The sequence below is a fragment of the Haladaptatus sp. DYSN1 genome, from assembly GCF_029489995.1.
In the GTDB taxonomy this organism is placed as follows: domain Archaea; phylum Halobacteriota; class Halobacteria; order Halobacteriales; family Halococcaceae; genus QDMS2.
On record NZ_CP120470.1, the window covers coordinates 699,194 to 721,594 of the forward strand.

General features: G+C 61.4%; 25 protein-coding genes and 1 tRNA gene. 3 read left to right on the plus strand and 23 right to left on the minus strand.

What is annotated here, in order from left to right:
• Nucleotides 1-140: 140 nt before the first annotated feature.
• The 17 genes from P0648_RS03735 to P0648_RS03815 form a co-directional block, all read right to left on the minus strand.
• A complete protein-coding gene (locus tag P0648_RS03735) occupies nucleotides 141-842 on the minus strand; it encodes a helix-turn-helix domain-containing protein (protein ID WP_277505265.1) in 702 nt (233 codons plus the stop codon).
• A gap of 178 nt (nucleotides 843-1,020) precedes the next feature.
• Nucleotides 1,021-1,458 carry a PTS fructose transporter subunit IIB gene (locus P0648_RS03740; protein WP_277505267.1) on the minus strand — a complete coding sequence of 146 codons (438 nt, stop codon included), beginning with the start codon at nucleotides 1,456-1,458 and terminating at the stop codon, nucleotides 1,021-1,023.
• On the minus strand, nucleotides 1,455-3,137 hold the full coding sequence (gene ptsP / locus P0648_RS03745; protein ID WP_277505269.1) for a phosphoenolpyruvate--protein phosphotransferase: 1,683 nt from the start codon (nucleotides 3,135-3,137) through the stop codon (nucleotides 1,455-1,457). Before ptsP ends, P0648_RS03740 begins: the two co-directional genes overlap by 4 nt.
• Before the next feature lie 2 nt (nucleotides 3,138-3,139).
• The gene (locus P0648_RS03750) at nucleotides 3,140-3,403 is read right to left on the minus strand and encodes an HPr family phosphocarrier protein (protein WP_277505270.1); all 264 of its coding nucleotides are present in this window, start codon (nucleotides 3,401-3,403) and stop codon (nucleotides 3,140-3,142) included.
• Entirely contained in the window at nucleotides 3,403-3,867 is a 465-nt protein-coding gene (locus tag P0648_RS03755; protein WP_277505272.1) for a PTS sugar transporter subunit IIA, read from the minus strand. The genes P0648_RS03750 and P0648_RS03755 overlap by 1 nt, the downstream gene beginning before the upstream one ends.
• Nucleotides 3,868-3,903: 36 nt before the next feature.
• The gene (locus P0648_RS03760) at nucleotides 3,904-5,028 is read right to left on the minus strand and encodes a PTS fructose transporter subunit IIC (RefSeq protein ID WP_276245575.1); all 1,125 of its coding nucleotides are present in this window, start codon (nucleotides 5,026-5,028) and stop codon (nucleotides 3,904-3,906) included.
• 137 nt (nucleotides 5,029-5,165) lie between these two features.
• On the minus strand, nucleotides 5,166-6,077 hold the full coding sequence (gene pfkB / locus P0648_RS03765) for a 1-phosphofructokinase (protein WP_277505273.1): 912 nt from the start codon (nucleotides 6,075-6,077) through the stop codon (nucleotides 5,166-5,168).
• On the minus strand, nucleotides 6,074-6,838 hold the full coding sequence (gene glpR, locus P0648_RS03770; protein ID WP_276245573.1) for an HTH-type transcriptional regulator GlpR: 765 nt from the start codon (nucleotides 6,836-6,838) through the stop codon (nucleotides 6,074-6,076). The genes pfkB and glpR overlap by 4 nt, the downstream gene beginning before the upstream one ends.
• A 112-nt stretch (nucleotides 6,839-6,950) precedes the next feature.
• Entirely contained in the window at nucleotides 6,951-7,784 is an 834-nt protein-coding gene (locus tag P0648_RS03775) for a hypothetical protein (protein ID WP_277505274.1), read from the minus strand.
• 96 nt (nucleotides 7,785-7,880) lie between these two features.
• The gene (locus tag P0648_RS03780; protein ID WP_276245571.1) at nucleotides 7,881-8,723 is read right to left on the minus strand and encodes a hypothetical protein; all 843 of its coding nucleotides are present in this window, start codon (nucleotides 8,721-8,723) and stop codon (nucleotides 7,881-7,883) included.
• Between the two features lie 502 nt (nucleotides 8,724-9,225).
• Nucleotides 9,226-9,297 (minus strand) — tRNA-Ala (locus P0648_RS03785).
• Between the two features lie 142 nt (nucleotides 9,298-9,439).
• Nucleotides 9,440-9,748 (minus strand): 30S ribosomal protein S10, encoded by a 309-nt coding sequence (rpsJ, locus tag P0648_RS03790; RefSeq protein ID WP_276245569.1) that lies wholly within the window; start codon nucleotides 9,746-9,748, stop codon nucleotides 9,440-9,442.
• A 6-nt stretch (nucleotides 9,749-9,754) separates the two neighbouring features.
• A complete protein-coding gene (tuf, locus tag P0648_RS03795; RefSeq protein ID WP_276245568.1) occupies nucleotides 9,755-11,023 on the minus strand; it encodes a translation elongation factor EF-1 subunit alpha in 1,269 nt (422 codons plus the stop codon).
• A 128-nt stretch (nucleotides 11,024-11,151) separates the two neighbouring features.
• Nucleotides 11,152-12,099: a homoserine dehydrogenase gene (locus tag P0648_RS03800; protein WP_277505275.1), complete on the minus strand. Its 948-nt coding sequence runs from the start codon at nucleotides 12,097-12,099 to the stop codon at nucleotides 11,152-11,154.
• Nucleotides 12,096-12,644 (minus strand): amino acid-binding protein, encoded by a 549-nt coding sequence (locus P0648_RS03805; RefSeq protein ID WP_276245566.1) that lies wholly within the window; start codon nucleotides 12,642-12,644, stop codon nucleotides 12,096-12,098. The genes P0648_RS03800 and P0648_RS03805 overlap by 4 nt, the downstream gene beginning before the upstream one ends.
• A 462-nt stretch (nucleotides 12,645-13,106) precedes the next feature.
• Nucleotides 13,107-13,580: an Lrp/AsnC family transcriptional regulator gene (locus P0648_RS03810; protein WP_277505277.1), complete on the minus strand. Its 474-nt coding sequence runs from the start codon at nucleotides 13,578-13,580 to the stop codon at nucleotides 13,107-13,109.
• Between the two features lie 112 nt (nucleotides 13,581-13,692).
• Entirely contained in the window at nucleotides 13,693-15,879 is a 2,187-nt protein-coding gene (locus tag P0648_RS03815) for an elongation factor EF-2 (RefSeq protein ID WP_276245563.1), read from the minus strand.
• A gap of 264 nt (nucleotides 15,880-16,143) precedes the next feature.
• Between P0648_RS03815 and P0648_RS03820 the strand changes: the two genes are divergently transcribed.
• On the plus strand, nucleotides 16,144-16,905 hold the full coding sequence (locus P0648_RS03820) for a DUF5781 family protein (protein WP_276245562.1): 762 nt from the start codon (nucleotides 16,144-16,146) through the stop codon (nucleotides 16,903-16,905).
• A gap of 14 nt (nucleotides 16,906-16,919) precedes the next feature.
• Here P0648_RS03820 and P0648_RS03825 read toward each other — a convergent pair whose 3' ends face one another.
• From P0648_RS03825 to P0648_RS03835, 3 genes are read right to left on the minus strand one after another with little or no spacing between them, the layout of a single operon-like run.
• Nucleotides 16,920-18,272, minus strand: coding sequence for a hypothetical protein (locus P0648_RS03825; RefSeq protein ID WP_277505279.1), 1,353 nt, complete (start codon nucleotides 18,270-18,272; stop codon nucleotides 16,920-16,922).
• Complete coding sequence (locus P0648_RS03830; protein WP_276245560.1) at nucleotides 18,256-18,666, minus strand: DUF6114 domain-containing protein; 411 nt, start codon at nucleotides 18,664-18,666, stop codon at nucleotides 18,256-18,258. Before P0648_RS03830 ends, P0648_RS03825 begins: the two co-directional genes overlap by 17 nt.
• A 32-nt stretch (nucleotides 18,667-18,698) precedes the next feature.
• Nucleotides 18,699-19,322, minus strand: coding sequence for a DUF6230 family protein (locus P0648_RS03835; protein ID WP_276245559.1), 624 nt, complete (start codon nucleotides 19,320-19,322; stop codon nucleotides 18,699-18,701).
• A gap of 433 nt (nucleotides 19,323-19,755) precedes the next feature.
• Here P0648_RS03835 and P0648_RS03840 point away from each other — a divergent pair, with 433 nt between their 5' ends.
• Nucleotides 19,756-20,283 carry a hypothetical protein gene (locus P0648_RS03840; protein ID WP_276245558.1) on the plus strand — a complete coding sequence of 176 codons (528 nt, stop codon included), beginning with the start codon at nucleotides 19,756-19,758 and terminating at the stop codon, nucleotides 20,281-20,283.
• A 6-nt stretch (nucleotides 20,284-20,289) separates the two neighbouring features.
• Here P0648_RS03840 and P0648_RS03845 read toward each other — a convergent pair whose 3' ends face one another.
• From P0648_RS03845 to P0648_RS03855, 3 genes are all read right to left on the minus strand, one after another.
• A complete protein-coding gene (locus tag P0648_RS03845) occupies nucleotides 20,290-20,766 on the minus strand; it encodes a hypothetical protein (protein WP_276274567.1) in 477 nt (158 codons plus the stop codon).
• A 114-nt stretch (nucleotides 20,767-20,880) separates the two neighbouring features.
• Complete coding sequence (locus P0648_RS03850) at nucleotides 20,881-21,495, minus strand: 30S ribosomal protein S7 (protein ID WP_276245556.1); 615 nt, start codon at nucleotides 21,493-21,495, stop codon at nucleotides 20,881-20,883.
• Complete coding sequence (locus tag P0648_RS03855) at nucleotides 21,492-21,920, minus strand: 30S ribosomal protein S12 (RefSeq protein WP_276245555.1); 429 nt, start codon at nucleotides 21,918-21,920, stop codon at nucleotides 21,492-21,494. Before P0648_RS03855 ends, P0648_RS03850 begins: the two co-directional genes overlap by 4 nt.
• A gap of 200 nt (nucleotides 21,921-22,120) precedes the next feature.
• Between P0648_RS03855 and P0648_RS03860 the strand changes: the two genes are divergently transcribed.
• Nucleotides 22,121-22,378, plus strand: a complete 258-nt coding sequence (locus P0648_RS03860; RefSeq protein WP_276245554.1) for a hypothetical protein — start codon at nucleotides 22,121-22,123, stop codon at nucleotides 22,376-22,378.
• Nucleotides 22,379-22,401: the final 23 nt, after the last annotated feature.

Below are 22,401 nucleotides of genomic sequence, written 5' to 3' on the forward strand. Positions count from 1 at the left end.
TGAGTCATGGCTGTGTGTCTGTCGCGTGCAGAGGCTGCGTCCATCGACAACCGACTTCGTCTCGCATGCCGACTGCTGTCACACACCAATTTTCCTCACAAACCGCGAAATAGCAGCGGGTTAATATGTAAACGTCCGGCTCACTCGAGGTCAGCCATCGCCGCGATGACGTTCTCCAGCAGCTTCTGCTGGCTCCGTCGCAGGTTCTTCGAAACGGCGGTTTTCGAGATGTCGAACTCGTCTGCGAGCGACGCGAGGTTCGCGTCCCGGGGACTGTTGAAGTAGCCGGATTCGACCGCCGTCGTGAGAGTGTCGCGCTCGACCGTCGAGAGATTCCGACAGCTTTCGAGCAGGGAGATGGCCGGACCGGCGTTTCGCAACAGGTCGAACAGTTCGCTCAGTTCGTAGGTTCGGCGGGCCTCGACGCCGAAATCGTTGTGGCGTTCCAGTTCGGCGAGCAAGTCGTCTGCGAGACCACCGTCGTCTACGCCCACGTGCCACGTTTCGGACCCTCCCTCGATGTGAAACGGCCCGGTGATGTAGCCGTCGAACTCGCGCACCGTCGCCATGGCGTGGGTCTCGCCGATAGCGGTTTTCACCTGCGCTCTGTCCTCGCGCTTCGAGAGCAGTTCGAGGTCGTGCATGTGCCTGTGGTCTGCGAGCGCGTGGAGGCCGTCGTCCAGCGCGGAGCGACTCGGTGCTTCGACGAGCATCCGCGTCTCCAGTTGCTGGGAGCGATTGTCGAAATCCCACTGCATCGCGGTAAACGACACCGGGTGGTCGTCTGTGGTGTCGATGAACGGACAATCGTACTGCTTCATATCGAGCGTGAGGTCAATCATGGCCGGTGCCTAACTGTGAATTACTCACATGGTCATTCGGTATAAATTCCTGTCATGGATTCTGGACAGGTATCTGTCTTGACTAATCGCCCGGTCGAGCAAACAGACACGAGCGCCTTGGCGCTACTCAGCGACGTGTCGGCGTCACGGTAAACCGCGAAAAATGGGTCGGACGTTCTCAGGTAAATCGCTTTTTGACCTTACCGAACAGGCCGCCGTCGCCCTCGTCGGTACTCGACTGGTCTGCGGCCGACTCAGTCTCGGTGGAGGTCACGTCCGTCTCCGTCTCGGGTGCAGCTTCTGCGGTCGCGTCGCCGGCCACCGACGCGGCTTCGTCGATGAGCGCTTCGGCGTCGTTGACGGCGTCTTTGACCGTCCCCTTGACGAGTGGTTTGCCCTCGAAGCGGTCGGTCTGAACCTTCGTGTCGGCGGCGACGATGACTGCGTCAGCGCCAGCGATGTCGTCGGCCGAGAGTTCGTTCTCGGTGCCCATCGCCCCGTTGACTTCGACCTTGATTTCGTGGCCTTTCTTCGGGGCGTGCTGTTCTAAGTTCTCTGCTGCCATCTGACTGTGTGCGATGCCGGTCGGGCAGGCTGTGACTGCGACGAATTTCATGGATTGAGGTGTTTCTGTACGTCATCGAAAGTCGTTGCGGCCAGCGCGTCGCTGGCGAGTGTCCTCGCGTCGTCTCGAGTCGTCTCGGTAATCGCGGCTTTCACATCGGGGATGGTGATGGCGCTCATGCTGAGTTCGTCTAAGCCGAGGCCGACGAGAAGTTCGAGCACGGCGGGGTCTCCCGCCATCTCGCCGCACATTCCGACCCAGCAGTCGTGGTCGTGGCCCACCGAGACGATTCGGTCGATGGCCCGAAGGACGGCCGGGTGGCACGGGTCGTGGAGGTGGGCGATACGGTCGTTCTCGCGGGAGGTCGCCATCACGTACTGGGTGAGGTCGTTCGTCCCGATGCTGAAGAAGTCCACGCGGGCGGCGAGTTCCGGCGCCACGAACACCGCACTCGGCGTCTCTATCATCACGCCGAGTTCGGGTCGCGTCCAGGCTTCGCCTTCTGCCTCGAGTTGCGCGGCCACGTCTTCGACCGTTTCGAGCGCCCGGTCCAGTTCTTCGATAGTCGAAACGAGGGGAAACATCACCGAAAGTCCGTCGCCGTGCTCGCTCGCGGCGGCGCGAAGGAGCGCCCGAATCTGCGTGCGAAACAGCGACTCGTCCACGTCGAGCGACCGGCGGATGCCGCGCTCGCCGAGGAACGGATTCGCTTCGGCTGGCTGGTCGAGATATGGAATCGGTTTGTCGCCGCCCACGTCGAGGGTGCGGACGACGACGCGGCCGTCGGGGAACGCAGAAAGCGTCTCCACTAGCGTCTCGTACTGCTCGTCCTCGTCGGGCGGAGCCTCGCGGTTGAGAAAGAGGAATTCGGTTCGAAACAGGCCGATTCCATCCGCGCCGTGCTCCACGGCAGATTCGATTTCCGCGGGCGTACCCACGTTTGCGGCGACTTCGATGGGGAATTCGTCCGCAGTTTCGACTGGTTCGTTCCGCACCCCGACGGTGCGTTCGTCCGTTGTACGGGCTTTGCGTGCCGAATCCGGTTCGGCGACGACCTCGCCTGCGTCCCCATCCACGACGACTTCGGTTCCCGCTTCGATGGCGTCGAGTTCCGACCCGACGCCGACGACGGCGGGGATGCCGAGCGACCGGGCGAAAATCGCCGCGTGTGAGGTCCGTCCTCCCTCGACCGTTGCGAATCCGGCGATTCGGGCGGGGTCGAGTTGAGCGGTGTCGCTCGGTGTAAGGCGCTCTGCGAGCAGGACAGTTCCCGCCGGCAGGGCCGACAGGTCGATTCGTTCACCGTCGGCGAGGATGCGCAGGAGGCGGTCGCGCACGTCGCGGAGGTCGTCCGCCCGTTCTGCCATCATGCCGTCCATCGCTTCGAACTGCGAGATGGGGTCGGCGAATGCCTCCTCGACGGCTGTTCCCGCGGCGAGGCCGTCTTCGATGTCGTCTGTGACGCTGTCTTCGATTTGCGGGTCGGCGAGGAACTGGATGTGGGCGTCGAACACGCCGGCTTCCTCCTCACCGATCAGTTCGCGAGTGCGCTCGCGCTCTGCTTCGAGTTCCTCACGGGCCGTTTCGACGGCAGCGTCGAATCGGGCCTGTTCCTCTGTGGGAGTCCCGGCCGACTCGTCGTCGGGCAGGTCGGCCTCGGGTCGGTGCCAGTGGGCGGTTCCGACGTCTGCGAGCGGGGTCGCGCCGGTTCCGGTGACCGTTCGGGCCATCGTCAATCACCCGCCGGCGTTGTCAAAATTACTTCGAGTGCGTCGAGAGCCGCTTTGGCGTCCGACCCCTCCGCGGCGATGACCACGTCGTCGCCCGCGGTGATTCCGAGGCTCGTCACGGCGAGCATGCTCCCGGCGTTTACCGCGTCGTCGGAGACGGGGGCGATGGTGATTTCGGCGTCGTACTCGCCCGCGGTCTCGACGAAGTTAGCGGCGGGGCGAGCGTGGATGCCGTCCTCTGGGACGACGGTAACGGTGCGCTCCATCAGGCGACCGCCTCCGCTAAGGTGTCGCGAACGTCCTGTTCTGTTTCCGCCTCGTACAGCGACTCGCGGACATCATCGTGCATGAGCGCACGGGAGAGCGAACTCAAAATTTCGAGGTGGTCCTCGCCACCGGCCGCCGGGACGAGAATCATGAAGATGAGGTGGGCCGGTTCGTCGTCCATCGCGCCGAAGTCGATTCCGTCTTCGACGCGGGTGAAGGCGACGAGCGGTTCGTCCACGGCGTCGGTCTTCGCGTGGGGAATGCCGATTCCCATGCCGACGCCGGTCGTCGTCTGCTGTTCGCGTTCGAGTAGTGCAGCGAGGGCTTTTTCTCGGTTTGAAACGCGACCGCCATCGACTGCCAGGTCGAGGAGGTATTCGATACACGCGCGTTTCTCGGTCGGGGCTCCCGAGAGGGAGATGTGTGTCGTCGGGAGCAGGGTGTCGATAGTTTCTGGATTCATAGGTTAGCCAAAAGGTGGATTTGTTCGAGTGAGTAGTCAATCGGACGTTTGCGACGTAGTTCCTGTGACAGTCTCGCCAACAGCTGACTTGAGGCCGGTTGCCACGCCCGCGGTCACGAGCGACCCGAGCAGGACACAGCCGATGAACAGGAGCGGTTGATTCGAGAGGAACACGACGAACATGCCACCGTGCGGGGCGGGCATCGTGACGCCGAGCGACATCGAAGCGCCACCCGCGACAGCGCTCCCAGCCACGAGTGCGGGGATGACTCGAAGCGGGTCGGCCGCGGCGTAGGGAATCGCTCCTTCTGTGATGAACGAAAAGCCCATCAGAAAGCCGTTTTTCGCGTTTTCCTTCATCTCTGATGCGTACCTCTCCGGAGAGATGTAGTTCGAAATCGCCATGCCGATTGGCGGTGTCATGCCAGCGATCATGACGGCGGCCATGGGTGCATACACCTGCTCGCTGATGAGGCCGACCGAGAACAGGTAGGCGACTTTGTTTACGGGGCCGCCCATGTCGAAAGCCATCATCCCGCCGAGGATGAGGCCGATGACGACCGCCTGTCCTCCCTGTAAACTCTTGAGGAAGGTGTTGAGAGACTCGTTTGCGATGGCGACCGGTGCGCCAATCCCGAAGAGGACGACAGGGGCGAGCACCGCTGTCGTGAGGACAGGGATGATGAGCACCGGCATCATCGGGGCGAGGACGCGCGGGACGTTCAGGTTCTTGAAAAAGCGAGCGACATATCCGGTGAGCAGTCCGGCGACGAGGGCACCGAGGTATCCCGCGCCGAGGCCGCCGGCGTCAAGACCGATGAACTTGCCCGCCTCAGTGACGATCGTTCCCTGCTGGAGCAAATACGAGAGGACGAATCCGGGTGCGAGCGCCGGACGATCCGCGATTGCGTACGCGATGTACGCACCGAGAACCGGCACCATGAGCGTGAGACCCGCCGAACCAATCTGTGCGAGGAACCAGCCGAGTGAGCCAGTGTTGTCGAGCACAGTCCTGGTATCGCCGACGGCGAAACCGAGCGCGAGGAAGATACCGCCGATGGTGACGAACGGAATCATGAACGAAACCCCGGTCATCAGGTTCTCCTTTACGGAGGTAACGTGTGCTCGAAGTGCCGTTTCTGCCGAATCGCTAGATGACATGGTCTGCCCAGAACCTAGAGAGAGTGTTCAAAAGATGTTTCGGATTTGATTGTTTCTGCACAAGAAATTGCCAAAATTTTCCTGCCGGTTTTCACAATCTCTTCGAAACCAACGGATAACGCGCTGAAACCTCGTAATCACTGGCAAACAGAAACAGTCACACGACCAGTGTTCAGTTGTACGTTTGACAGCATCGGTACTGTGGTGCCGGGCGTCGTGACCACTTCTGAGGCGACTGCGACGCCCTCTTTCAGCGCTCCTTCGTCACCGGTCCCGCGTGCGTACGCGGAGAGTAATCCAGCGAGGAATGCGTCTCCCGCACCGACCGTATCCACGACGCGCACGTCGAGCGCAGTCGCGTGGAACACGGTTTCTGGAGTGACGAGCAACGCACCGTCTCCGCCAAGCGACGCCGCGACGCGGTCGTATCCTCGCCGCTGTAGCGCTTTTCCCGCCGCGATACACTCGTCGAGCGTCTTCGTCGGAAGTCCGGTCGCCGCCGAGAGTTCTTCTCGATTCGGTTTACAGAGTGCGAACTCCGCGTCGAGTTCGGTGAGTAAGTCGCCACCCACGTCGACGACGGTCTCCCACGGCCCAGCCCTCGCGATGCGGTCTACGGCAGACGCGTCGAGTCCCTTGGGGAGACTTCCCGCCACAACCACCGAATCCGGGTCGTGTTCGTGGGCGCGTTCGACGATTCGGTCGATTGCATCAAGACTGACGGTCGGTCCGTGTTGATTTATCTTGAACTCGCCATCCGGCGCGTGCAGTGTCGTGTTCAACCGCGTGCGACCCGCGATTTCGACGAAATCCGCATGCACGCCCGTCTCGTCCAGTCGCGTCTCGATGAACTCGCCGAGAAAACCGCCGATGAGGCCCGTCGCATACGTCTCGACGTCCCGCTTGGTCAGGTACTTCGAAACGTTGATGCCCTTCCCACCGGCGTCGTACTGGGCGTCGCCGGTCCGGGCGACCGCGCCGTGGGTTAGTGGTTGGTCGAGGGTGAGCGTGTGGTCTACCGCGGGGTTCAGCGTGACAGTGAGAATCATTCGGGAGTCTCCAGGACCGCGACGTCTGCTGCGTCGAACGTTTCTTGCTCCGCCCGGGTGAGCGACCGGTCGGTGATGAACACGTCCACGCCTTCCAGGTCTGCGAACTCGATGAAGCTCCGCTTTCCGACTTTCGACCCATCTGCGACGAGGACGACGCGTGCTGCCCGCTCGATCATGACCTCTTTGACCAGGGCCTCGTCCTCGTTCGGGGTGCTCAAGCCTCCATCGCTGTCGATGGCGTTCGTGCCGAGAAACAGGAGGTCGAAGTTCATGCGTTCCATGAACCCAGTCGCACTCGGGCCGACGAGTGCACGAGTCCGCCTGCGGAGTGTTCCCCCCGTGAGTTTCACTTCGTTCTCGTCGCTCGTAAGTTCCATCGCGAGCAGCGGTGAATTCGTTACCGCGAGAAACGACCCGTCTTTTGGCGCGCGTTTACCGACCTGCATCGTCGTCGTCCCCGCGTCGAAGAAGACGACCTGTCCGGGGCGAATCTGCTCGACTGCAACCTCCGCGATGGCCGCTTTCTGTTCGAGACGCTGGACGTCGCGCTGGCCGTAACTCTGTTCGCGCCCTACGGCAGTCACCGGGACTGCTCCGCCGTGGGAGCGTTCGATGAGTCCGTCGTCTTCGAGTTGACGGAGGTCGCGACGAATCGTCGCCTTCGAGAAATCGAGTTCCGTTGCGAGGTCGTCTACGGCACACCCGTCTCGTGCGGTGACCAGTTCGACGATTTTTCGCTTTCGCTCTGCGGGTAACATGCGTTGGTCGTTCGACTAGGTGTATACGGGCACACCTGTTAATTGCTTGTGTTGGATTTCTGCGTGCTTTTGTGCGCAAAAATCAGTGTTCCCCGCTCGATTCAGGAGGCGCTCAAACTGGCTTCCCCGGAACGCTCTCTTCGCGAGTGGTGCGCACCCGGCTGAAGTACGACGAGGCGGACTCGCGCACGCTCAGTTCGGTCGCCGCGACGAAGGCGACGGCCCAGACGATGGCGAGCGCGCCCCAGAGCGTGCCAGCACTCGATGCGAGCGTCGGGAGCACGATGGACGCGAATCCGACGTACACGGCGAACAGGCCGGTCAGCCACGCAAGCAGGCGGAAGCCGACGGACTCGAAGGCCACGAGCAGGCCCGTAGCGAGTATCGTGAGTGCGATAGCGACCATCGGCATGTAGTGGCCGAACAGCGCGTGTTCGTCACCGGTTGCCTGCAGCTGGAACTGGTTTCCGGCGTAGGCCAACAGCGGGATTGCAGCTACGAGCGTCAGGCCGAGGATGGCGGGGCTGTATCGCTCACCAATTGTGAGCAGTCGGCGACCTGCCGGGTGCAGGAGTCCAATCAGCGCAACTGGAACGAAGTACAGCAGGATGAACAGGTCACCCGTGAAGACTGAGAGGGCTGTCAAGATGGCCATGGCGAGGAACGTCGCCTGGTACGTCGCGACCCTCGTCTCGGGCTTGTACAGCTGGACGAGGACGCCGAGGGTGACGAACGCGACGAAGCTCGCGAGTGCAATCACGTGGAACTGGTGGATACCGAGTTCAGCACCCATCGTGAACCCGAGAACGAGGAACGGTAGCAACTCGCCTGCGGTGAATACGAAGATGCCGAGCGTCACGAGGACGACGAGGTAGAACGCCACGCGCTTTACACGGTGCATCGTCGTGGTCGTCGATTGGTCGAATGTTGATTCTGTAACTGCCATTGAAATCACTCTGTAGGCGTACAGACGTACGGTGAGGAGATGATAATGAATCGATTGTCGCTAATAAGGGGCTATTTCGACGACAAAAAGGGCCGCTCAGGCAGGCTTGCCCGTGACCGTCTCCTCTCGCTCGCCCAGGATGCGGTTGAAGTAGGCCGACTCCGGGTTGCGAAGGGTCATTTCGGTCGCGACGACGAGCGCGATCGCCCAGACGATGGCGAGCGCGCCCCAGAGGACGCCGACGTTCGACGCCTGAGGCTGGAGCGCCACCGAGAGCACCCCGAAGTACGCCGTCATGAACGCGGTAAGCCAGCCGAGCAGGCGGTAGCCAATCGACTGGAACGACACGAGCAGGCCCGCGGCGAGGATGGTCAGGCTAACCGTCGCCATCATGCCGTAGTGGCCCATGAGCGCGTGTTCGTCACCGGACATTTGCAGGGTCAACTGGTCGACAGCGAACGCGAGCAGCGGAATCGCCGCGAGCAGCGTCAGTCCGAGGACCGCCGGGCTGTACCGATTGCGTACCGTGAGGAGCTTCGTGCCTGCCGGGTGCAGGATGCCCATCAGGATGAACGCGCCGACGAACGGGTAGAGGATGACTGCCGTCTCGTTCGGAATCACGGTGAAGATGATGGCGGCGATGAGCAGGAGAATCGCGGCCGCCTGGAACGACGCGACCCGTCGTATGGGCTTGTACAGTTGTACCAGCACGCCGAGGAACGCGAAGAACACGCCAATTGCGATGCCCATCACGTGTAGTTGGTGGATGCCGAGTTCCTCACCGATGACGAACCCGAGTCCGAGGAGCAAGAACAGCTCCCCGGTCGTGATGAGGAAGGCAGCGAGCGTCGCCAGCACCGAAATGTAAAACGCGACCCGCTTTACTTCCTGCATGGTCGAAGTTTCAGTCTCCATCGCGGACGGTTCTGTTGCTGACATAGTATTTACCACCTGAGAGTGCAATTACGCGAATAGAGAAGAAAACTATTCACTAACTGTCAGTATAAACAGACTATTACTCTGGACGGTTGTGTGAAACCTCACGCAACATGGATAATGTGGGTCGAAACTCACTGATTCTGCTTTTGACAATCGTTCCGATTGCTATTTGTGGTTAATTGATATTTACCGTCGTTCTGTCCATCGTAACCGCGAGTAAACGTACGACATTTTGTCCCGGGCGGAGACAACTGCACTGCACAACTCGACCAGCGCGAATCTCGAATCCGATACTCCCTTTTAAACCACTATCATGAGTGCAGTATAGAGCCCAGCACCGACGGCGAACGCCGCTTCAAGATTTGAACCCGGAGGAAGACGGTCTGTCTCGTTCCACTCGACAGCTGCGTCTTCCAGGGCTTCAAATCCCGGCTTCGTCGGACGATGATTACGCGACACAGCGACTCGCTGCGCTCGTCGTGTTGTGTCGCGAAAGTAATAGTGGACTTGCCGGGATTTGAACCCGGGGCCTCTTCCTTGCGAAGGAAGCGATCTGCCGCTGATCTACAAGCCCGAAGCGCGGATGAACGTAACCGCGTTCGTTATTTGAACCTTGTTCTTTCCGTTGCCTGTGTGAGTGACACGCTCACATCCCAACGTGGGGGAGGGAAACTGGTCCCTCTGTGCGTGTTCGAAAAAGGCGCGGGTGCGCGGTGTCAGTCTTCGAGAACGATCTCGATACTGACGTCGTTGGGAACCTGAATGCGCATCAGCTGACGGAGTGCACGCTCGTCGGCGTCCAGGTCGATCAGCCGCTTGTGGACGCGCATCTCCCAGTGCTCCCACGTCGCCGTGCCTTCACCGTCAGGCGATTTGCGGGTGGGGACTTCCAGCGTCTTCGTTGGCAGCGGCACGGGGCCGCTAAGGTTGACACCGGTCTTCTCCGCGATTTCGCGGACGTCGCTGCAGATTTTGTCGAGGTCCACGGGGCTGGTGCCCGCGAGCCGGACGCGTGCTTGTTGCATCGTAGGTTACCGCTGGTTGACGGAGAGGACCTTGCCGGCCGCGATGGTCTGACCCATGTCGCGGATTGCGAAGGAACCGAGCTCCGGAATCTCGGAGGACGGCTCGATGCTCAGTGGCTTCTGGGGGCGAACGGTGACGACCGCTGCGTCGCCGTTCTTGATGAAGTCCGGGTTCTCCTCTGCGACCTCGCCACTGGCTGGGTCGAGTTTCTGGTCGATGGACTCGATGGTACACGCGACCTGCGCCGTGTGGGCGTGGAAGACCGGCGTGTAGCCAGCCGTGATGACGGATGGGTGCTGCATGACGACGATCTGCGCCTGGAAGGTCTCTGCGACCTTCGGTGGGTCATCTGCAGGACCACAGACGTCACCGCGGCGGATGTCGTCCTTGCCGATGCCACGGACGTTGAACCCGACGTTGTCGCCAGGCTCGGCCTGTGGCACTTCCTGGTGGTGCATCTCGATGGTCTTGACCTCACCGGAGACGTCGGACGGCTGGAACGAGACGTTCGCGCCGACGTCGAGGGTGCCGGTCTCGACACGGCCGACGGGGACCGTACCGATGCCGGAGATGGTGTAGACGTCCTGGATTGGGAGACGCAGTGGTGCGTCCGTCGGTGGCTGTGGTGCTGGAAGCGAGTTGAGTGCTTCGAGCAGGGTCTCACCGTCGTACCATGGCGTGTTCTCGGACTCCTCTGCGATGTTGTCACCCTCGAACGCGGAGATCGGGATGAAGCTCGCGTCGTCCGTGTTGAAGCGAACCTGCTTGAGGAGGTTCTTGACTTCCTTGACAACACCCTTGTACTCGTCTTCGCCGTAGTTGACGACGTCCATCTTGTTGATGGCGACGATGAGCTCGTTGATGCCGAGGGTGCGGGCGAGGAACACGTGCTCGCGGGTCTGGGGCGCGACACCGTCGTCTGCGGCGACGACGAGGACGGCGTTGTCTGCCTGGGACGCGCCGGTAATCATGTTCTTGACGAAGTCGCGGTGACCAGGACAGTCGACGATGGTGAAGTAGTATTCGTCGGTGTCGAATTCCTGGTGGGCGATGTCGATGGTGACACCGCGTTCGCGCTCTTCGGCGAGGTTGTCCATCACGTAGGCGAACTCGAAGCCACCCTTGCCTTTGGACTCTGCCTCTTCGCGGTGCTGTTCGATGACGTGCTCGGGAACGCTCCCTGTCTCGTAAAGGAGTCGCCCGACCAACGTACTCTTTCCGTGGTCAACGTGGCCGATTACAGCCAGGTTCTGGTGCGGTTTGTCTTCGCTCATTGGTATCTCACGCACAGAGGCGCTATATCGGGTTCTTTTGGGAGTTGCGGTTAAAACAATTTCGGAACGCTATCCGGGTCACACCGCCGCCGTTGGGCGTTTTGCCAACCCATGGCACGGTTTCGATGCTAGCGCAGTCGGCCGATGTCGGCGAGGATGGCCGTCGCCGTTTCGGGGCCACCGGCCCCGCGCCCACTGATGTTCAGTCTGCCGGCGTGCTTCGTCTCGAACTGGACGATGTTGCGGGTGCCGGCCACGGCGAGCGCGCCGTGCTCGGAAACCAGCCGCGGGCCCACGCGCACGGATTCACCAGACACCTCGCCGATGAGCCGAATCGTCTGACCGTCTTCGGCGGCGAGGTCGAGGGCGCTTGGCGGAATCGAGGAGATGCCCTTCACGTCGGCGTCCGCGAGCGTGAACTCGCGGTCACCCTGGGCGAGGACGTTCGCGAGGATGACGCACTTGAGTGCCGCGTCAGTGCCCTCCACGTCGAAGGTTGGGTCTGCCTCTGCCACGCCGAGGTCCTGGGCCTCTGCGAGGACGTGTTCGTAGCCGAGGCCCTCCGCGGCCATGCGCGTGAGGATGAAGTTCGCCGTCCCGTTCAGCACGCCGCGAGCGGCGGTGATGTTTCGCGGTCCCATGTCCGCAATCGTCGAGAGCACGGGAATCGCGCCACCGACGGTGGCCTCGAACAGCACGTCACCCGCGCTCTCGCGTTCGAGGGCGCGCACGTCCGCGTAGCGCTCTGCCACCGGGCCCTTGTTCGCGAGCACGACGTGGCGATCGGCTTCGAGGGCCGCCCGGAGGTGGCTGAAGCCGGGTTCCGCGTCGCCGAGCGTCGTCGGCGTCGCCTCGACGAGCACGTCGTACTCACCCGCGAGCACCGCATCAGGGTCGTCGTTGCCGACCTGCTTGCCGCGGGATTTCCGGTCGAGTGCCCCGTCGATGTCGATGCCGGCGGGGTCGATGGCCGCGCTCTGGGAATCTGCGAGGGCCGTCACCGTGTGGCCGTACTCGCCGGCCAATTCGGCCACCGAGCGCCCGACAGCGCCCGCACCGAGGATGGCGAGTTTCATGCGTCACCTCCTTCGAGGAGCGGTTCGACGACCTCTAATTCCTTTTCGGCTGCCATTTCGCGCACCACTTCGAGGACGTACTCCGCTTTGCCACGCTGGGTCGCGAGGCGAATCCGGGCACAGGACACCTCGTCGGTACCGTTGGGCGCGGTCAGCGAGACGTCTGCCACCGACGCACTCGTACACTCCTCTAAGCGCGAGAGCGTGTCGGAGAGGTCCGTTTCGACGAGGTGGCCGATGAGCACGATGTTCATCTCCTCGCCATAGCGTTCTGGTCCCGCCTGCGTGACGTTCACGCCGTTCGCGCGCAGCTCCGACACGATGGTCTCGAATCGCTCTTCGGTCGCTTCGAAGTCCACCTCGACCGGGATGCGCCCACGAGGGGTAATCGACCCGCGCTCGTGAAAGATCGAGAGCAGGTTTCCACCGTTCTCGGCGATTGGGCCGAGCGCAGAGAGAAGTTCGCCGGGCTCATCGTTGAGTTCGAGCCGCACGATGTAGGCCCGTGTGTACTGCCCGCCGTCGGTCGTCGCTTGCTCACTCATCTGACCACCCGACGAACACCGTCGGTGAGGCGCAAGCCGCGCGAGAGCGGACCATCGAACCGTCTTCGATGTGAAAGGCCTGAATCATGCGTCTTTCTCACTCGTGCGACGATAAAAGCCTGATGTAACACGCAACTGGTGAGCAGGTCTCTGTCCTGTCATCTCTTTCGACGTGAGGCCGTCCCTCGATGGTTGCAACTCGCGGTTCGAATCCACGTAAAGTCGACCCGCACGAGTCCTCCCACTCGTGCGAGAACGAGTCCCTGTCCCCACTGGGACTCGGATGCCGGACTTCGTATAGAACCCCGTGTGACATTGTCCGGGAGCGATGCGACCTACCCCGAGAACACCGAACTCCGGCAATTGAGTGATAGCCGGAATGACTGATAAATATTGCTGTATTCGCACTCTCTTAGGCTACTTTTTTCACAAAAGAAATCAGTAGGCGTTGCGAAATTCGCACTATTCCTCGAATTCCGGGTTGAACGCCTCGAATGGCGAGACGTACTGTGCGCGCAGCAGAATCTCCTCAGAGATGCGCAGTCCGAGACTCGCCAGTTCCCGGGCGATGCGCGTGATGTCGTCGTTCGACGTGCCGATGGCTTCGACCCGGACGTTGCCCTCGCCAACCATGAACTCACGAACGTTCACTACGCCCGGTATCTTGAGTGCCGCCAGCGCCAGTTGGTTTCGGTCGTCTAACTCCGCCGTGCACACGAGGAGGACGTGCAGTGGGAAACCAGCCTTCTCGTAGTCCACCATGGCGTGATAGCCGGTGATGACGCCCTCGGCTTCGAGGCGTTCGATGCGGTTGCGAATCGTGCTCGCGGAGACGTCTAATTGCTCGCCGACGGCGAGCGTCGTCGCGTCTTTCGCATTCTGCTGGAGTGCGTAGATGACGCCCTTGTCCACGGCGTCGAGTGGGTCGTCGCTCATCCCAGAGAAATGGCGGTGGACCTGTATCAAACCTTCTCCGCCCGCAGAAAGCTGAACGCGCTGCTCGGGAACGGTGAAATAGAGAGAGAAACACCCGCTGAGTGGGTGTGCTCTAGAAGTAGTTGATCGACTCGGGCAGTTCGAGCTTCATGCCCTTGCGCTCGCGGATTTCGCGGATGGTCTCTGGCTGGAGGTTGTCAGCCATGTCCTGGAAGCCTGCGTTCTCCGTGTTCCAGGAGGCGCGACCTTCCGTCGCGGAGCGGATGTCGGAAGCGAATCCGATCATCTCTTGCACTGGGGCGACGCCTTCGACGACCATGACGTCGCCGTCCTGGTACATGTCGTCGACGCGGCCACGGCGACCCTGAATCTCGCCGGACGCCGCACCCATGTGCTCGGTCGGAACGTCGATGCGGACGTTCTGAATCGGTTCGAGCAGGGAGACTTCGCCAGCGATGAGCGACCGGTGGATTGCGTCACGCGTCGCCGGGATGACCTGTGCTGGACCGCGGTGAATGGCGTCCTCGTGGAGCTTCGCGTCTTCGAGGCGGAACAGTGCGCCCGAGACTGGCTCCTTCGCGAGTGGGCCGTCGTCGAGTGCCTCTTCGAGACCCTCGATGACGAGTTCCATCGTCTCGTTCAGGTGCTGGATACCCTTCGTGTCGTCGATGAGGATGTTCGTCCCGTAGATGTGTTCGACGTTCTGGGCGGTGTCCTTGTCCATCCCGGCTTCCATGAGCGCCTCGCGGCGTTCGAGTTCCGGCATGTCCATGGATGCCTCGCCGAGCTTGAGGAGTTCCACAATCTCTTCCGAGAGTGGCTCTACGCGAACGTAGAAGCGGTTGTGGCGGTTTGGCGAGATGCCCTCGACCGTCTGCGAGGCCTTGCGCGGCTTCTCGCGGTAGACGACGATTGGCTCACCCGTCGTGACTGGGATGCCCTGGTTGCGCTCGATACGCTGCGTGATAACTTCGAGGTGGAGCTCACCCTGCCCACTGATGAGGTGCTCGCCGGTGTCCTCGTTGATGGTAATCTGGATGGTTGGGTCTTCTTTGGAGACCTGACGGAGCGTCTCGATGAGCTTTGGCAGGTCGTCCATGCTCTTTGCCTCGACGGACTTCGTGATGACGGGTTCGCTGATGTGTTCGATGGACTCGAACGGCGTCATCTCCACGGAGGAGACGGTGGAGCCAGCGATGGCGTCGCGGAGGCCGGTCACGGCTGCGATGTTACCCGCAGGGACGCGCTCGACTTCCTCGCGCTCGCCACCCATGAAGAGGCCGACGGACTGGATGCGGTTCTTGCCCGCAGTCCCGGAGACGTAGAGCTCCTGACCGCGCTCGATGGTTCCGGAGAACAGACGACCGGATGCGATTTCGCCTGCGTGCGGGTCCATGGAGATGTCAGTGACCATGAAGACGACTTCGCCGTCGTCGTCGACGTCGCGCATCTGAATCGCGATTTCGCTCTCTGGGTCACCGCGCCAGATGGTCGGGATACGACGTGGCTGTGCTTCGACTGGGTTCGGGAAGTGCTCCGCGACCATGTCGAGCACGACGTCAGAAAGCGGCGAGAGCTCTTTGAGCTCGTCGACGTTGTCGTTCTGGTTGTAGTCGATGATGTCACCGAAGTCGATGCCGGTCTCCTGCATGGATGGGAGGGAGACTGCCCAGTTGTAGAGGGCAGACCCGAAGGCGACGGTCCCGTTCTCGACGGAGACCTTCCAGCCTTCTTCCTCGTATTTCTCCTCTGCCATCCCACGGATGAGTTCGTTGACCTCGCGGATGACCTTCTGGAGACGCTGTTGCATCTCCTGTGGGCCTTCCTGCAGTTCGTTGATGAGGCGGTCGACCTTGTTGATGAACAGTGCCGGTTTGACACCCTCGCGGAGTGCCTGGCGGACGACTGTCTCGGTCTGTGGCATCGTGCCCTCGACTGCGTCGACCACGATGAGCGCACCGTCGACTGCGCGCATCGCACGGGTCACGTCGCCACCGAAGTCGACGTGGCCTGGGGTGTCGATGAGGTTGATGAGGTGGTTCTTGTCTTCCCACTCGTGGGTCATCGAAACGTTTGCCGCGTCGATGGTAATCCCACGTTCCTGTTCGTCCTCCCCGGTGTCCATCGCGAGCTGCTTGCCCGCGAGGTCCTTGGAGATCATCCCTGCACCAGCGAGCAGGTTGTCGGTCAGGGTTGTTTTGCCGTGGTCGATGTGCGCCGCGATGGCCATGTTCCGGATGTGCTCCGGCTTGTCCATCAGGCGTTCACATTCCTGGACAATCTTCTTTCGTCGGCCCATATGGGCTAACCTTCCGGCAGGAGGTTCAAAAGGATAGTGTTTCGTGCGAGCCAGCGTTGACACATCAACTCTCCAGAAAATCGGCACTACGAGGCTCCAACCGCTCGTTTACGACTCGAACGGCTCGACTCGTCCCTTCGACCGGCGAACACCCGAAACGAGCGCCAAACCGCGTGAAATCCGCGTGAACCGCTCGTTTTCGCTCGGTATGTCAACATTCCCCACAAGAGTCTTGTTCGGCCGTGTCGTTTGGTAGGTATACACATGGATGTCCGTGTGCCCGTAGGCGTGCCTCAGGACCCGTTTCTCGGGGCGCAGTACCTCTTTGAGACCGAATACGACCTCGACTGGCCAGTCCTCGTCGCGGTCCGTGACGACCCCGACGAACGCACGTGGACGGCCCACTACGCAGAACACCACCTGCTCAACATCTCCAGGCAGGCGGCGTCGAGCGCGATGGGCCGGGAACTCGTCTTGCACGAGTACGCCCACATGTACCGGTACGAACAAGGCCATCCCTCGCACCTTCAATCGACTGCGGAGGCGCTGATTCTCGCGTTCACCGGGCGGCAGGTCGAGCAGCGAAAGCTCACCCACTGCTACCAGATTGCGAATCACATGAAGGACATCTACGCCGACGACATCACCCTCGACATTGCCCCGGCGACGAAACTGCTCGCCTTCCTCGAAGCCGGCCTCGCGACCGCCGTTGCAGACCGTCCCATCGACATGCCGGGAGCAGTCCGACACACGCGCGCATCCGACCCGGACATCACGGCCGTGAACGCGGCCTTCGCGCTCGGCCTCGCAGAACGCCACGACCTCATCGGTCCGGGTCACCGGCTGTACGAACTCGCGGGGGTCGCTGCAGCTGACGCGCCGAACGTGGACGTCGAGTCCTTCAAACGAACGTTCCGCACGCTCGCGCGCGACCCGGACAGCAGCGCCTACCGGAAATCGCTCGTCGATATCACGCGAAAATATGCGATGCACACGGGCGGGCACGCGGACGCTGCCGCGGACTGAACCGCCCGATTACTCTACGAGAGCAACCCGTCTGACTGCTGGCCGAGCGTCAACAGCAGTCCGTCGTCCGAGTCGTCGCTCTCGGTCGTGTTCTCTGTCGTGGTGACGAGTCCATCGGTGGTGTCGTCTACCGTATCCGTCACCCCGTCAGTCGTCTCGTCCACGGTGTCTGTGCTGTCGCCCTGGGTCTCTGTCGTCTCCGTCGGCGACGCGGTCTCCGTCGTCCCGCTCAGCGTGTCCGTGGTGTCGTCCACGGTATCGTCGACCGTGTCGGTCGTCCCGTCGGTCGTGTTCTCGACGGTATCGGTCGTGTCGTCAACTCCATCAGTCGTCTCGTCCACGGTGTCGTCTACGGCGTCGGTGGTATCGTTGGTCGCTCCACCGGTCGTGTCGTCCACCGCGTCCGTCGTGTCATCCACCGTCTCGTCCACGGTGTCCGTCGTGTCGTTCGTGGTCTCATTCACCGCGTCTGTCGTGTCGTCTACGGTGTCGGTCGCACCATCCGTCGTGTCGTTCACCGTGTCCGTCGTATCGTCCACCGTGTCCGTGGTGTTGTCGACCGTGTCATCGACCGTCCCGTCCGGGTCGTCTACGGTGTCGTTCACCGTGTCGGTGGTGTTGTCCACCCCGTTTTCTATCGTCTCGGTCGGGTTCTCGATGGTGTCTGAGACGTCGTCCGTCGTGTTGTTCACCACGTCGGTCACGTCGTCAGTCGTCTCGTTTACGGCGTCCGTCGGGTCGTCAACGACGTCGGTGGTGTTGTTGACCGTGTCGGTCACGTCGTCAGTCGAGTTGTCGAGGTCGGGAACCGGGTCCGAACTCGAGTTCGTCGAGTTGTTCGTGAGGCCCGGTGGGAGCGAGAGACCACCCGGTTCGGGCGCGTCGCTCGCGGCATCCGGGCCGGCGATGAGTTCCATCCCGTCAGAATCGAGGGACTCTGCGGTCAGGAAGTACGCTTCGACCACGGTTTCTGAGTTCTGGTCGAGTGGAATACACGCGTTGAGCGTGGCGAGCAGGTTCACCTGCGCGTTCTCGCCGTTGGTGTACATGACCAGCGACTGGTTCACTCTGCTCTCGTCCATCTCGATGCGCTGTTGAATCTCTCCGCCGTTCAGGTAGATGGTCACGTCCTTCATCGTCGCCTGCGTGACGGTGACCTTGTTCACGTCGGGGGCCTGCTTTTCCGCACAAATGAGGCCGCCACTCTCGTCTAAGTCGATTTGACCCGTGCTCACGGTGAACGACTCGCGGTCGTCGACGTTGTCCGGGGCCGCCGTCGCAACGTCCGTCGCGAGAAAGCCGACGCCACCACTCACGAGCAGCGTCGTCGCCGCGACGACTGCGAGTACGCTACGCAGTTTGTTCATCTGATGATGCCTCAGCCTCGGCTCTGCGGCCTTTGTCCCACGCGACACACAGATTCCCACCGACGATGCCGATGAGCATCCCGATGAACAGGCCGCCGAGGGCGCCCATCAGGGAGAGAATCGAGAGTGCCACACCCGCCACGCCGAAGATGGTCGAGTGCTCCGGCATGGAGAGTGCGCCCACTCCGGACAGGAACACGAACGTCGCGAACACTAGCCCGATGATGGTGAACGTGCCGCCGATGAAGATGAGTTCACCCGCGAACTGCAGCGGGACGTACCCGATGATGGCGCTCGCGAGAATCAACAGCACACCACCGGCAAACGGTCGCTCGCTGCGCCAGTTTGTAAAGCGGTCGTGTCGCTGTCTGAGGGGGGCCAGTCCGGGAATCATTGTGGTATCGGTCTGCTCAGACGTCATGTGTCTTATTCGCCGTCGCCGCTGTTTTCGTTGTACTCGCCGTCACCGTCTGCGTCGTACTGAACGTCGAGTTCCAGTCCGGGCAGGCTAATGGTGTTGGTCGCGAGGTAGTGGGTGTTGATTCTCGCATTCTTCAGCACCTGTGCAGGGCCGTCGTTGTTGATGGAGACGGTCCGGCCTTCGATGTCGTCGGTTGCCGACCCGGACTTGATGTCGAATTTGCGGGTCGGGTCGTCCGAGTGGTGCTCGTCGATGAGCTGTTGGTTGAACGTCGCCTGCTCGGCCTGGATGTTACTCACCTTGATGAGTTGCTGGTCGGCTTCGACTGTCTCACTCGACGTCATCACGATACGCGCGTTCCCGCTGAGTCCGGGAAGCGAGTCGACTTCGAGTTCTTTGATGAGTTTCAGCCCTTCGATTTCTACGCCTTTCTGCTCGACGACGGCCATCGGGTAGGCTCCCTGTTCGCTGGTGTCGTCAGCGCCGGGGTAGATGACGGCCGAGTCGGCTCGAATCTCCTCTGCCTGAATCGTAAAGCCGCCGATGCCTGCGAGGGGTGCTGCGTAAGCCGTACCCGTCGCCATGACGAGGGCTCCCACGAGCAGGAGGGTTCCGAACGATGCGCTCATTCCTTTTGCCAGAAGTGCTTTTCTGTACATGGGTATCACGAGGATGACGACGGGATGGGTGTGTCCTCACGCTGCAGGGCAACGTTGGGGTGACATCACAACACACGGGCCTGTGGACCAGCCCGACTTCCATCGATTGTCGCTGGATAATCGGGAACGACCCAATCGGCCCGTGGCAGCTCGGTCGCCCACACCGTGACCTGCCGTCACGTACCTTGCAGAAAGCCAGTTTTCCACCTGATAGTTTCCCCGGGTTAGCACGGTCCTTTATGACAACAGGTTTGAATTAGTAACTTACCTGGTTTCATTTTAATGAATTAAATGGTATTGAGAATGTCAGTTCGGCCTGCTCGCACTCTGTCACCCGGACATATTTAAACACCCGGCTGCACACTGCACGAGACTTTTCCACCGATATATCGAACGAGAGGCCATGTACGAGAACCTCCGGTCTTCGGTCGCAATCACTGGCGAGCAGTTCGAGGCCATCGTCGCGGGTGGGCTGTTCGGGGCGTTTCAGGGCGGGTTGATTCTCCAGCTCTGGAACCCCGACGCCATCCGCGAGATCGGCGCCACCGTGGGCATGGCCTCGCTCAACGGCGGCTGGCTCGCGCTGTTCGGCTACGGCATCCTCCTCGGGATTCCGTTCGTTGCCTTCGTCTCCGGGTCGGTGAACGCGTTCGTCAACAAGGTCATCATGCTCTCCAGTCAGAGCACCGTCCTCCAGAAGCTCCTCGTCCCCCTGCTCAGTCGCTCCGCACTGGGCGTGACGCTGTTCGCACTCGGACAGGGATACGGCATCGTCGTCGGTCTCATGTTCTGGAGTCTCTTCGTCCCCGGGTGGCTCGCCATCCTCGGTTACCCCACCGCGACTCCCCTCGTGGACCCAATTGCCCTGTTTAGCTGGGCGACCTACGGCGGGATGATGGGTCTCGTCTACGGACTGGTCCGCGAAAAGTAATCGTTCTCAGCGGTCGATAACCTGGTCGACCGCCCGGCGTGCCCCGCTGCCGAACAGGCTTCCAAGGAGGGCATCGACCGTGATGAGTATCGTAATCGTCGTCACGATAAGGAGGTTCCCCGCGCCGCCCATGTGGTCGTACCACGGGCTCACCGGTCCGACGAAGTTCAACAGCAAGGACGGTGGTTCGCTGTACAATCCGATGAGGCTCCCGGTCAGGACGACCACGAGGCCGCCCGCGAACCCCGTCAGTGCCCCCGCGATGAGGCCGTGGGCGACGCCGCGATAGGTGCCGCCTGCCGCGTACGCCGCGATAAACCCAGCGAGCACGCCACCGCCAATTATTCCCAGAATTGGGATGATGAGCGCGTTCAGGTTCACCAGAATGCCAACCGTCGCAGCGCCAGCGAGCACCTTCGTCGAATAGTCTACCTCCGGAACGTCAACGGGGTCGTGTGGGACGAGTGTGTCAGTCTCCGCCATTCTTCTACCGATTTCTGCAAATATAAAAAAGCCTGCTGGCGGGAACAAACGGGTGTTTATACCGGGGACGAGGCTGTCGCTCGGCGGTCGGTGAAAACGGAGAGAAGGGAACGGTTACCGAGCGGCGGCGGCGACGCGCTCTTTCTCTTCTTTCTGCCCGATAGCGTACGTCTGGACGTCGTAGTCTGCGGCACCAAGCAGCTGGGACGCGAGTGCCTCTGCGGCACTGGTCGGCTTCTTGAACGAGCCGCTGTATGCGCCCTGTGCGATGAACTTGAGCGCCTGGTCGACGCGACGCTGTGGTGCGACGTCGACGGCCTGTGGGACCGAGATGCCACCGTACTTGAGACGGACGGTCTCTTCACGGGGCGCGGAGTTCTCGACGGCGCGGACGAGAATCTGGACCGGGTTCTCGTCGGTGCGCTCTGCGATGATGTCGAACGCGTCTGCGACGATGGAACTCGCCTGCTGCTTTTTGCCCGTGTTCTCATCGGTCTGCATCAGACGGTTGATGAGGCGCTCGACGATGCTGATTTCGCTCTTCTGGAACTGCTTGTTTGCGTGGCGACCCATCGTGTGGGCGATGGGCGTCACGGTGATGTAGCGTTTGGTGCTTGGGTCCGTGTACTCGATTTCCGAGACGTCCCACTTGCCAAACAGCTCAGCAGCGGTCTCTTGCTCGTCGCTGCCCGCTGGCTGCTCTGGCTCTGGTGCTTCCTCTTCGCTCATCGAACCGGCTTCTCCTTGTTGCCACGGACGAGCTCGATCATGGACACGCCATTGACCTTCTCGACCTTGTAGTTGACACCCGAAAGGTCACCCATTGCGCGACCCTTCGCGCCGCCGATGCCGGCGATGGTGACTTCGTCGTGTTCGTCGATGAACGAGATTGCGCCGTCACCAGGACAGAAGGCGGTGACCTGCTTCCCGTTCTTGATGAGTTGAACACGGACACATTTTCGGATTGCAGAGTTGGGCTGTTTTGCCTCGATGCCCACTTTCTCCAGGACGATACCTCGGGCCTGCGGTGCGCCCTCGAGAGGGTCAGACTTGACGCCGAGCCCCCGGGCGCGTCGCGCGTACTCAGAGTCGGACCATCGGTGTGACTGACGGTCCTTTTTGAGCTTCCGCGCGGCGTACTTGCCGTTCGCCATAGTACGCTTTCGTACCTGACGGAGCTACTTAAGCCTCCCTTTTCGCACCCGTAGACGGGGCCACGACGACGAAACGTGACGCGTGGTATCACGCTCCGGGCGAGCACGCACGGCGCGTCCGGCTCCGTCCGTCCCAACGCACCGTGTGCCCCGTCATCAAGAGAAAAAGATTATTACGGTTTTCGCGTCTACATTTGCCTATGTCAACGCCAACGGGTACGAGTCCCTCCTCAGACGTGAGTTTCTTAGAGAAACTGTTCCGGTATGCCTTCCTGCTGAAACTCATCGCCATCGTCCTCGGCCTATTCGTCTTCGGGCTCGTCGTCGATACCTTCGGCGCACCCAACTCCTTTACCGGTATCGTCGTCGGCATGTCGTGGAGCCTCGCGTTCCTGCTCGCCGCGTCCATCGTCATTATCGGCGGCCTCTCGCTCGCTCGCCAGGCACTCAACCGGTAACCTCCGCTTCTCTTCGTTCTCAC

Excerpts from the sequence above, each read along its gene's own strand:
- pfkB (WP_277505273.1), bottom strand. The coding sequence starts at position 6,077 with ATGATTCTCACTGTCACGCTGAACCCCGCGGTAGACCACACGCTCACC.
- P0648_RS03775 (WP_277505274.1), bottom strand. The coding sequence starts at position 7,784 with ATGGCAGTTACAGAATCAACATTCGACCAATCGACGACCACGACGATG.
- P0648_RS03750 (WP_277505270.1), bottom strand. The coding sequence starts at position 3,403 with ATGGAGCGCACCGTTACCGTCGTCCCAGAGGACGGCATCCACGCTCGC.
- glpR (WP_276245573.1), bottom strand. The coding sequence starts at position 6,838 with ATGTTACCCGCAGAGCGAAAGCGAAAAATCGTCGAACTGGTCACCGCA.
- P0648_RS03815 (WP_276245563.1), bottom strand. The coding sequence starts at position 15,879 with ATGGGCCGACGAAAGAAGATTGTCCAGGAATGTGAACGCCTGATGGAC.
- P0648_RS03830 (WP_276245560.1), bottom strand. The coding sequence starts at position 18,666 with ATGATTCCCGGACTGGCCCCCCTCAGACAGCGACACGACCGCTTTACA.
- P0648_RS03825 (WP_277505279.1), bottom strand. The coding sequence starts at position 18,272 with ATGAACAAACTGCGTAGCGTACTCGCAGTCGTCGCGGCGACGACGCTG.
- tuf (WP_276245568.1), bottom strand. The coding sequence starts at position 11,023 with ATGAGCGAAGACAAACCGCACCAGAACCTGGCTGTAATCGGCCACGTT.
- P0648_RS03755 (WP_277505272.1), bottom strand. The coding sequence starts at position 3,867 with ATGAATCCAGAAACTATCGACACCCTGCTCCCGACGACACACATCTCC.
- P0648_RS03740 (WP_277505267.1), bottom strand. The coding sequence starts at position 1,458 with ATGAAATTCGTCGCAGTCACAGCCTGCCCGACCGGCATCGCACACAGT.
- P0648_RS03820 (WP_276245562.1), top strand. The coding sequence starts at position 16,144 with ATGGATGTCCGTGTGCCCGTAGGCGTGCCTCAGGACCCGTTTCTCGGG.
- P0648_RS03835 (WP_276245559.1), bottom strand. The coding sequence starts at position 19,322 with ATGAGCGCATCGTTCGGAACCCTCCTGCTCGTGGGAGCCCTCGTCATG.
- ptsP (WP_277505269.1), bottom strand. The coding sequence starts at position 3,137 with ATGGCCCGAACGGTCACCGGAACCGGCGCGACCCCGCTCGCAGACGTC.
- rpsJ (WP_276245569.1), bottom strand. The coding sequence starts at position 9,748 with ATGCAACAAGCACGCGTCCGGCTCGCGGGCACCAGCCCCGTGGACCTC.
- P0648_RS03800 (WP_277505275.1), bottom strand. The coding sequence starts at position 12,099 with ATGAAACTCGCCATCCTCGGTGCGGGCGCTGTCGGGCGCTCGGTGGCC.
- P0648_RS03735 (WP_277505265.1), bottom strand. The coding sequence starts at position 842 with ATGATTGACCTCACGCTCGATATGAAGCAGTACGATTGTCCGTTCATC.
- P0648_RS03780 (WP_276245571.1), bottom strand. The coding sequence starts at position 8,723 with ATGTCAGCAACAGAACCGTCCGCGATGGAGACTGAAACTTCGACCATG.
- P0648_RS03845 (WP_276274567.1), bottom strand. The coding sequence starts at position 20,766 with ATGGCGGAGACTGACACACTCGTCCCACACGACCCCGTTGACGTTCCG.
- P0648_RS03805 (WP_276245566.1), bottom strand. The coding sequence starts at position 12,644 with ATGAGTGAGCAAGCGACGACCGACGGCGGGCAGTACACACGGGCCTAC.
- P0648_RS03850 (WP_276245556.1), bottom strand. The coding sequence starts at position 21,495 with ATGAGCGAAGAGGAAGCACCAGAGCCAGAGCAGCCAGCGGGCAGCGAC.
- P0648_RS03760 (WP_276245575.1), bottom strand. The coding sequence starts at position 5,028 with ATGTCATCTAGCGATTCGGCAGAAACGGCACTTCGAGCACACGTTACC.
- P0648_RS03840 (WP_276245558.1), top strand. The coding sequence starts at position 19,756 with ATGTACGAGAACCTCCGGTCTTCGGTCGCAATCACTGGCGAGCAGTTC.
- P0648_RS03810 (WP_277505277.1), bottom strand. The coding sequence starts at position 13,580 with ATGAGCGACGACCCACTCGACGCCGTGGACAAGGGCGTCATCTACGCA.
- P0648_RS03855 (WP_276245555.1), bottom strand. The coding sequence starts at position 21,920 with ATGGCGAACGGCAAGTACGCCGCGCGGAAGCTCAAAAAGGACCGTCAG.
- P0648_RS03860 (WP_276245554.1), top strand. The coding sequence starts at position 22,121 with ATGTCAACGCCAACGGGTACGAGTCCCTCCTCAGACGTGAGTTTCTTA.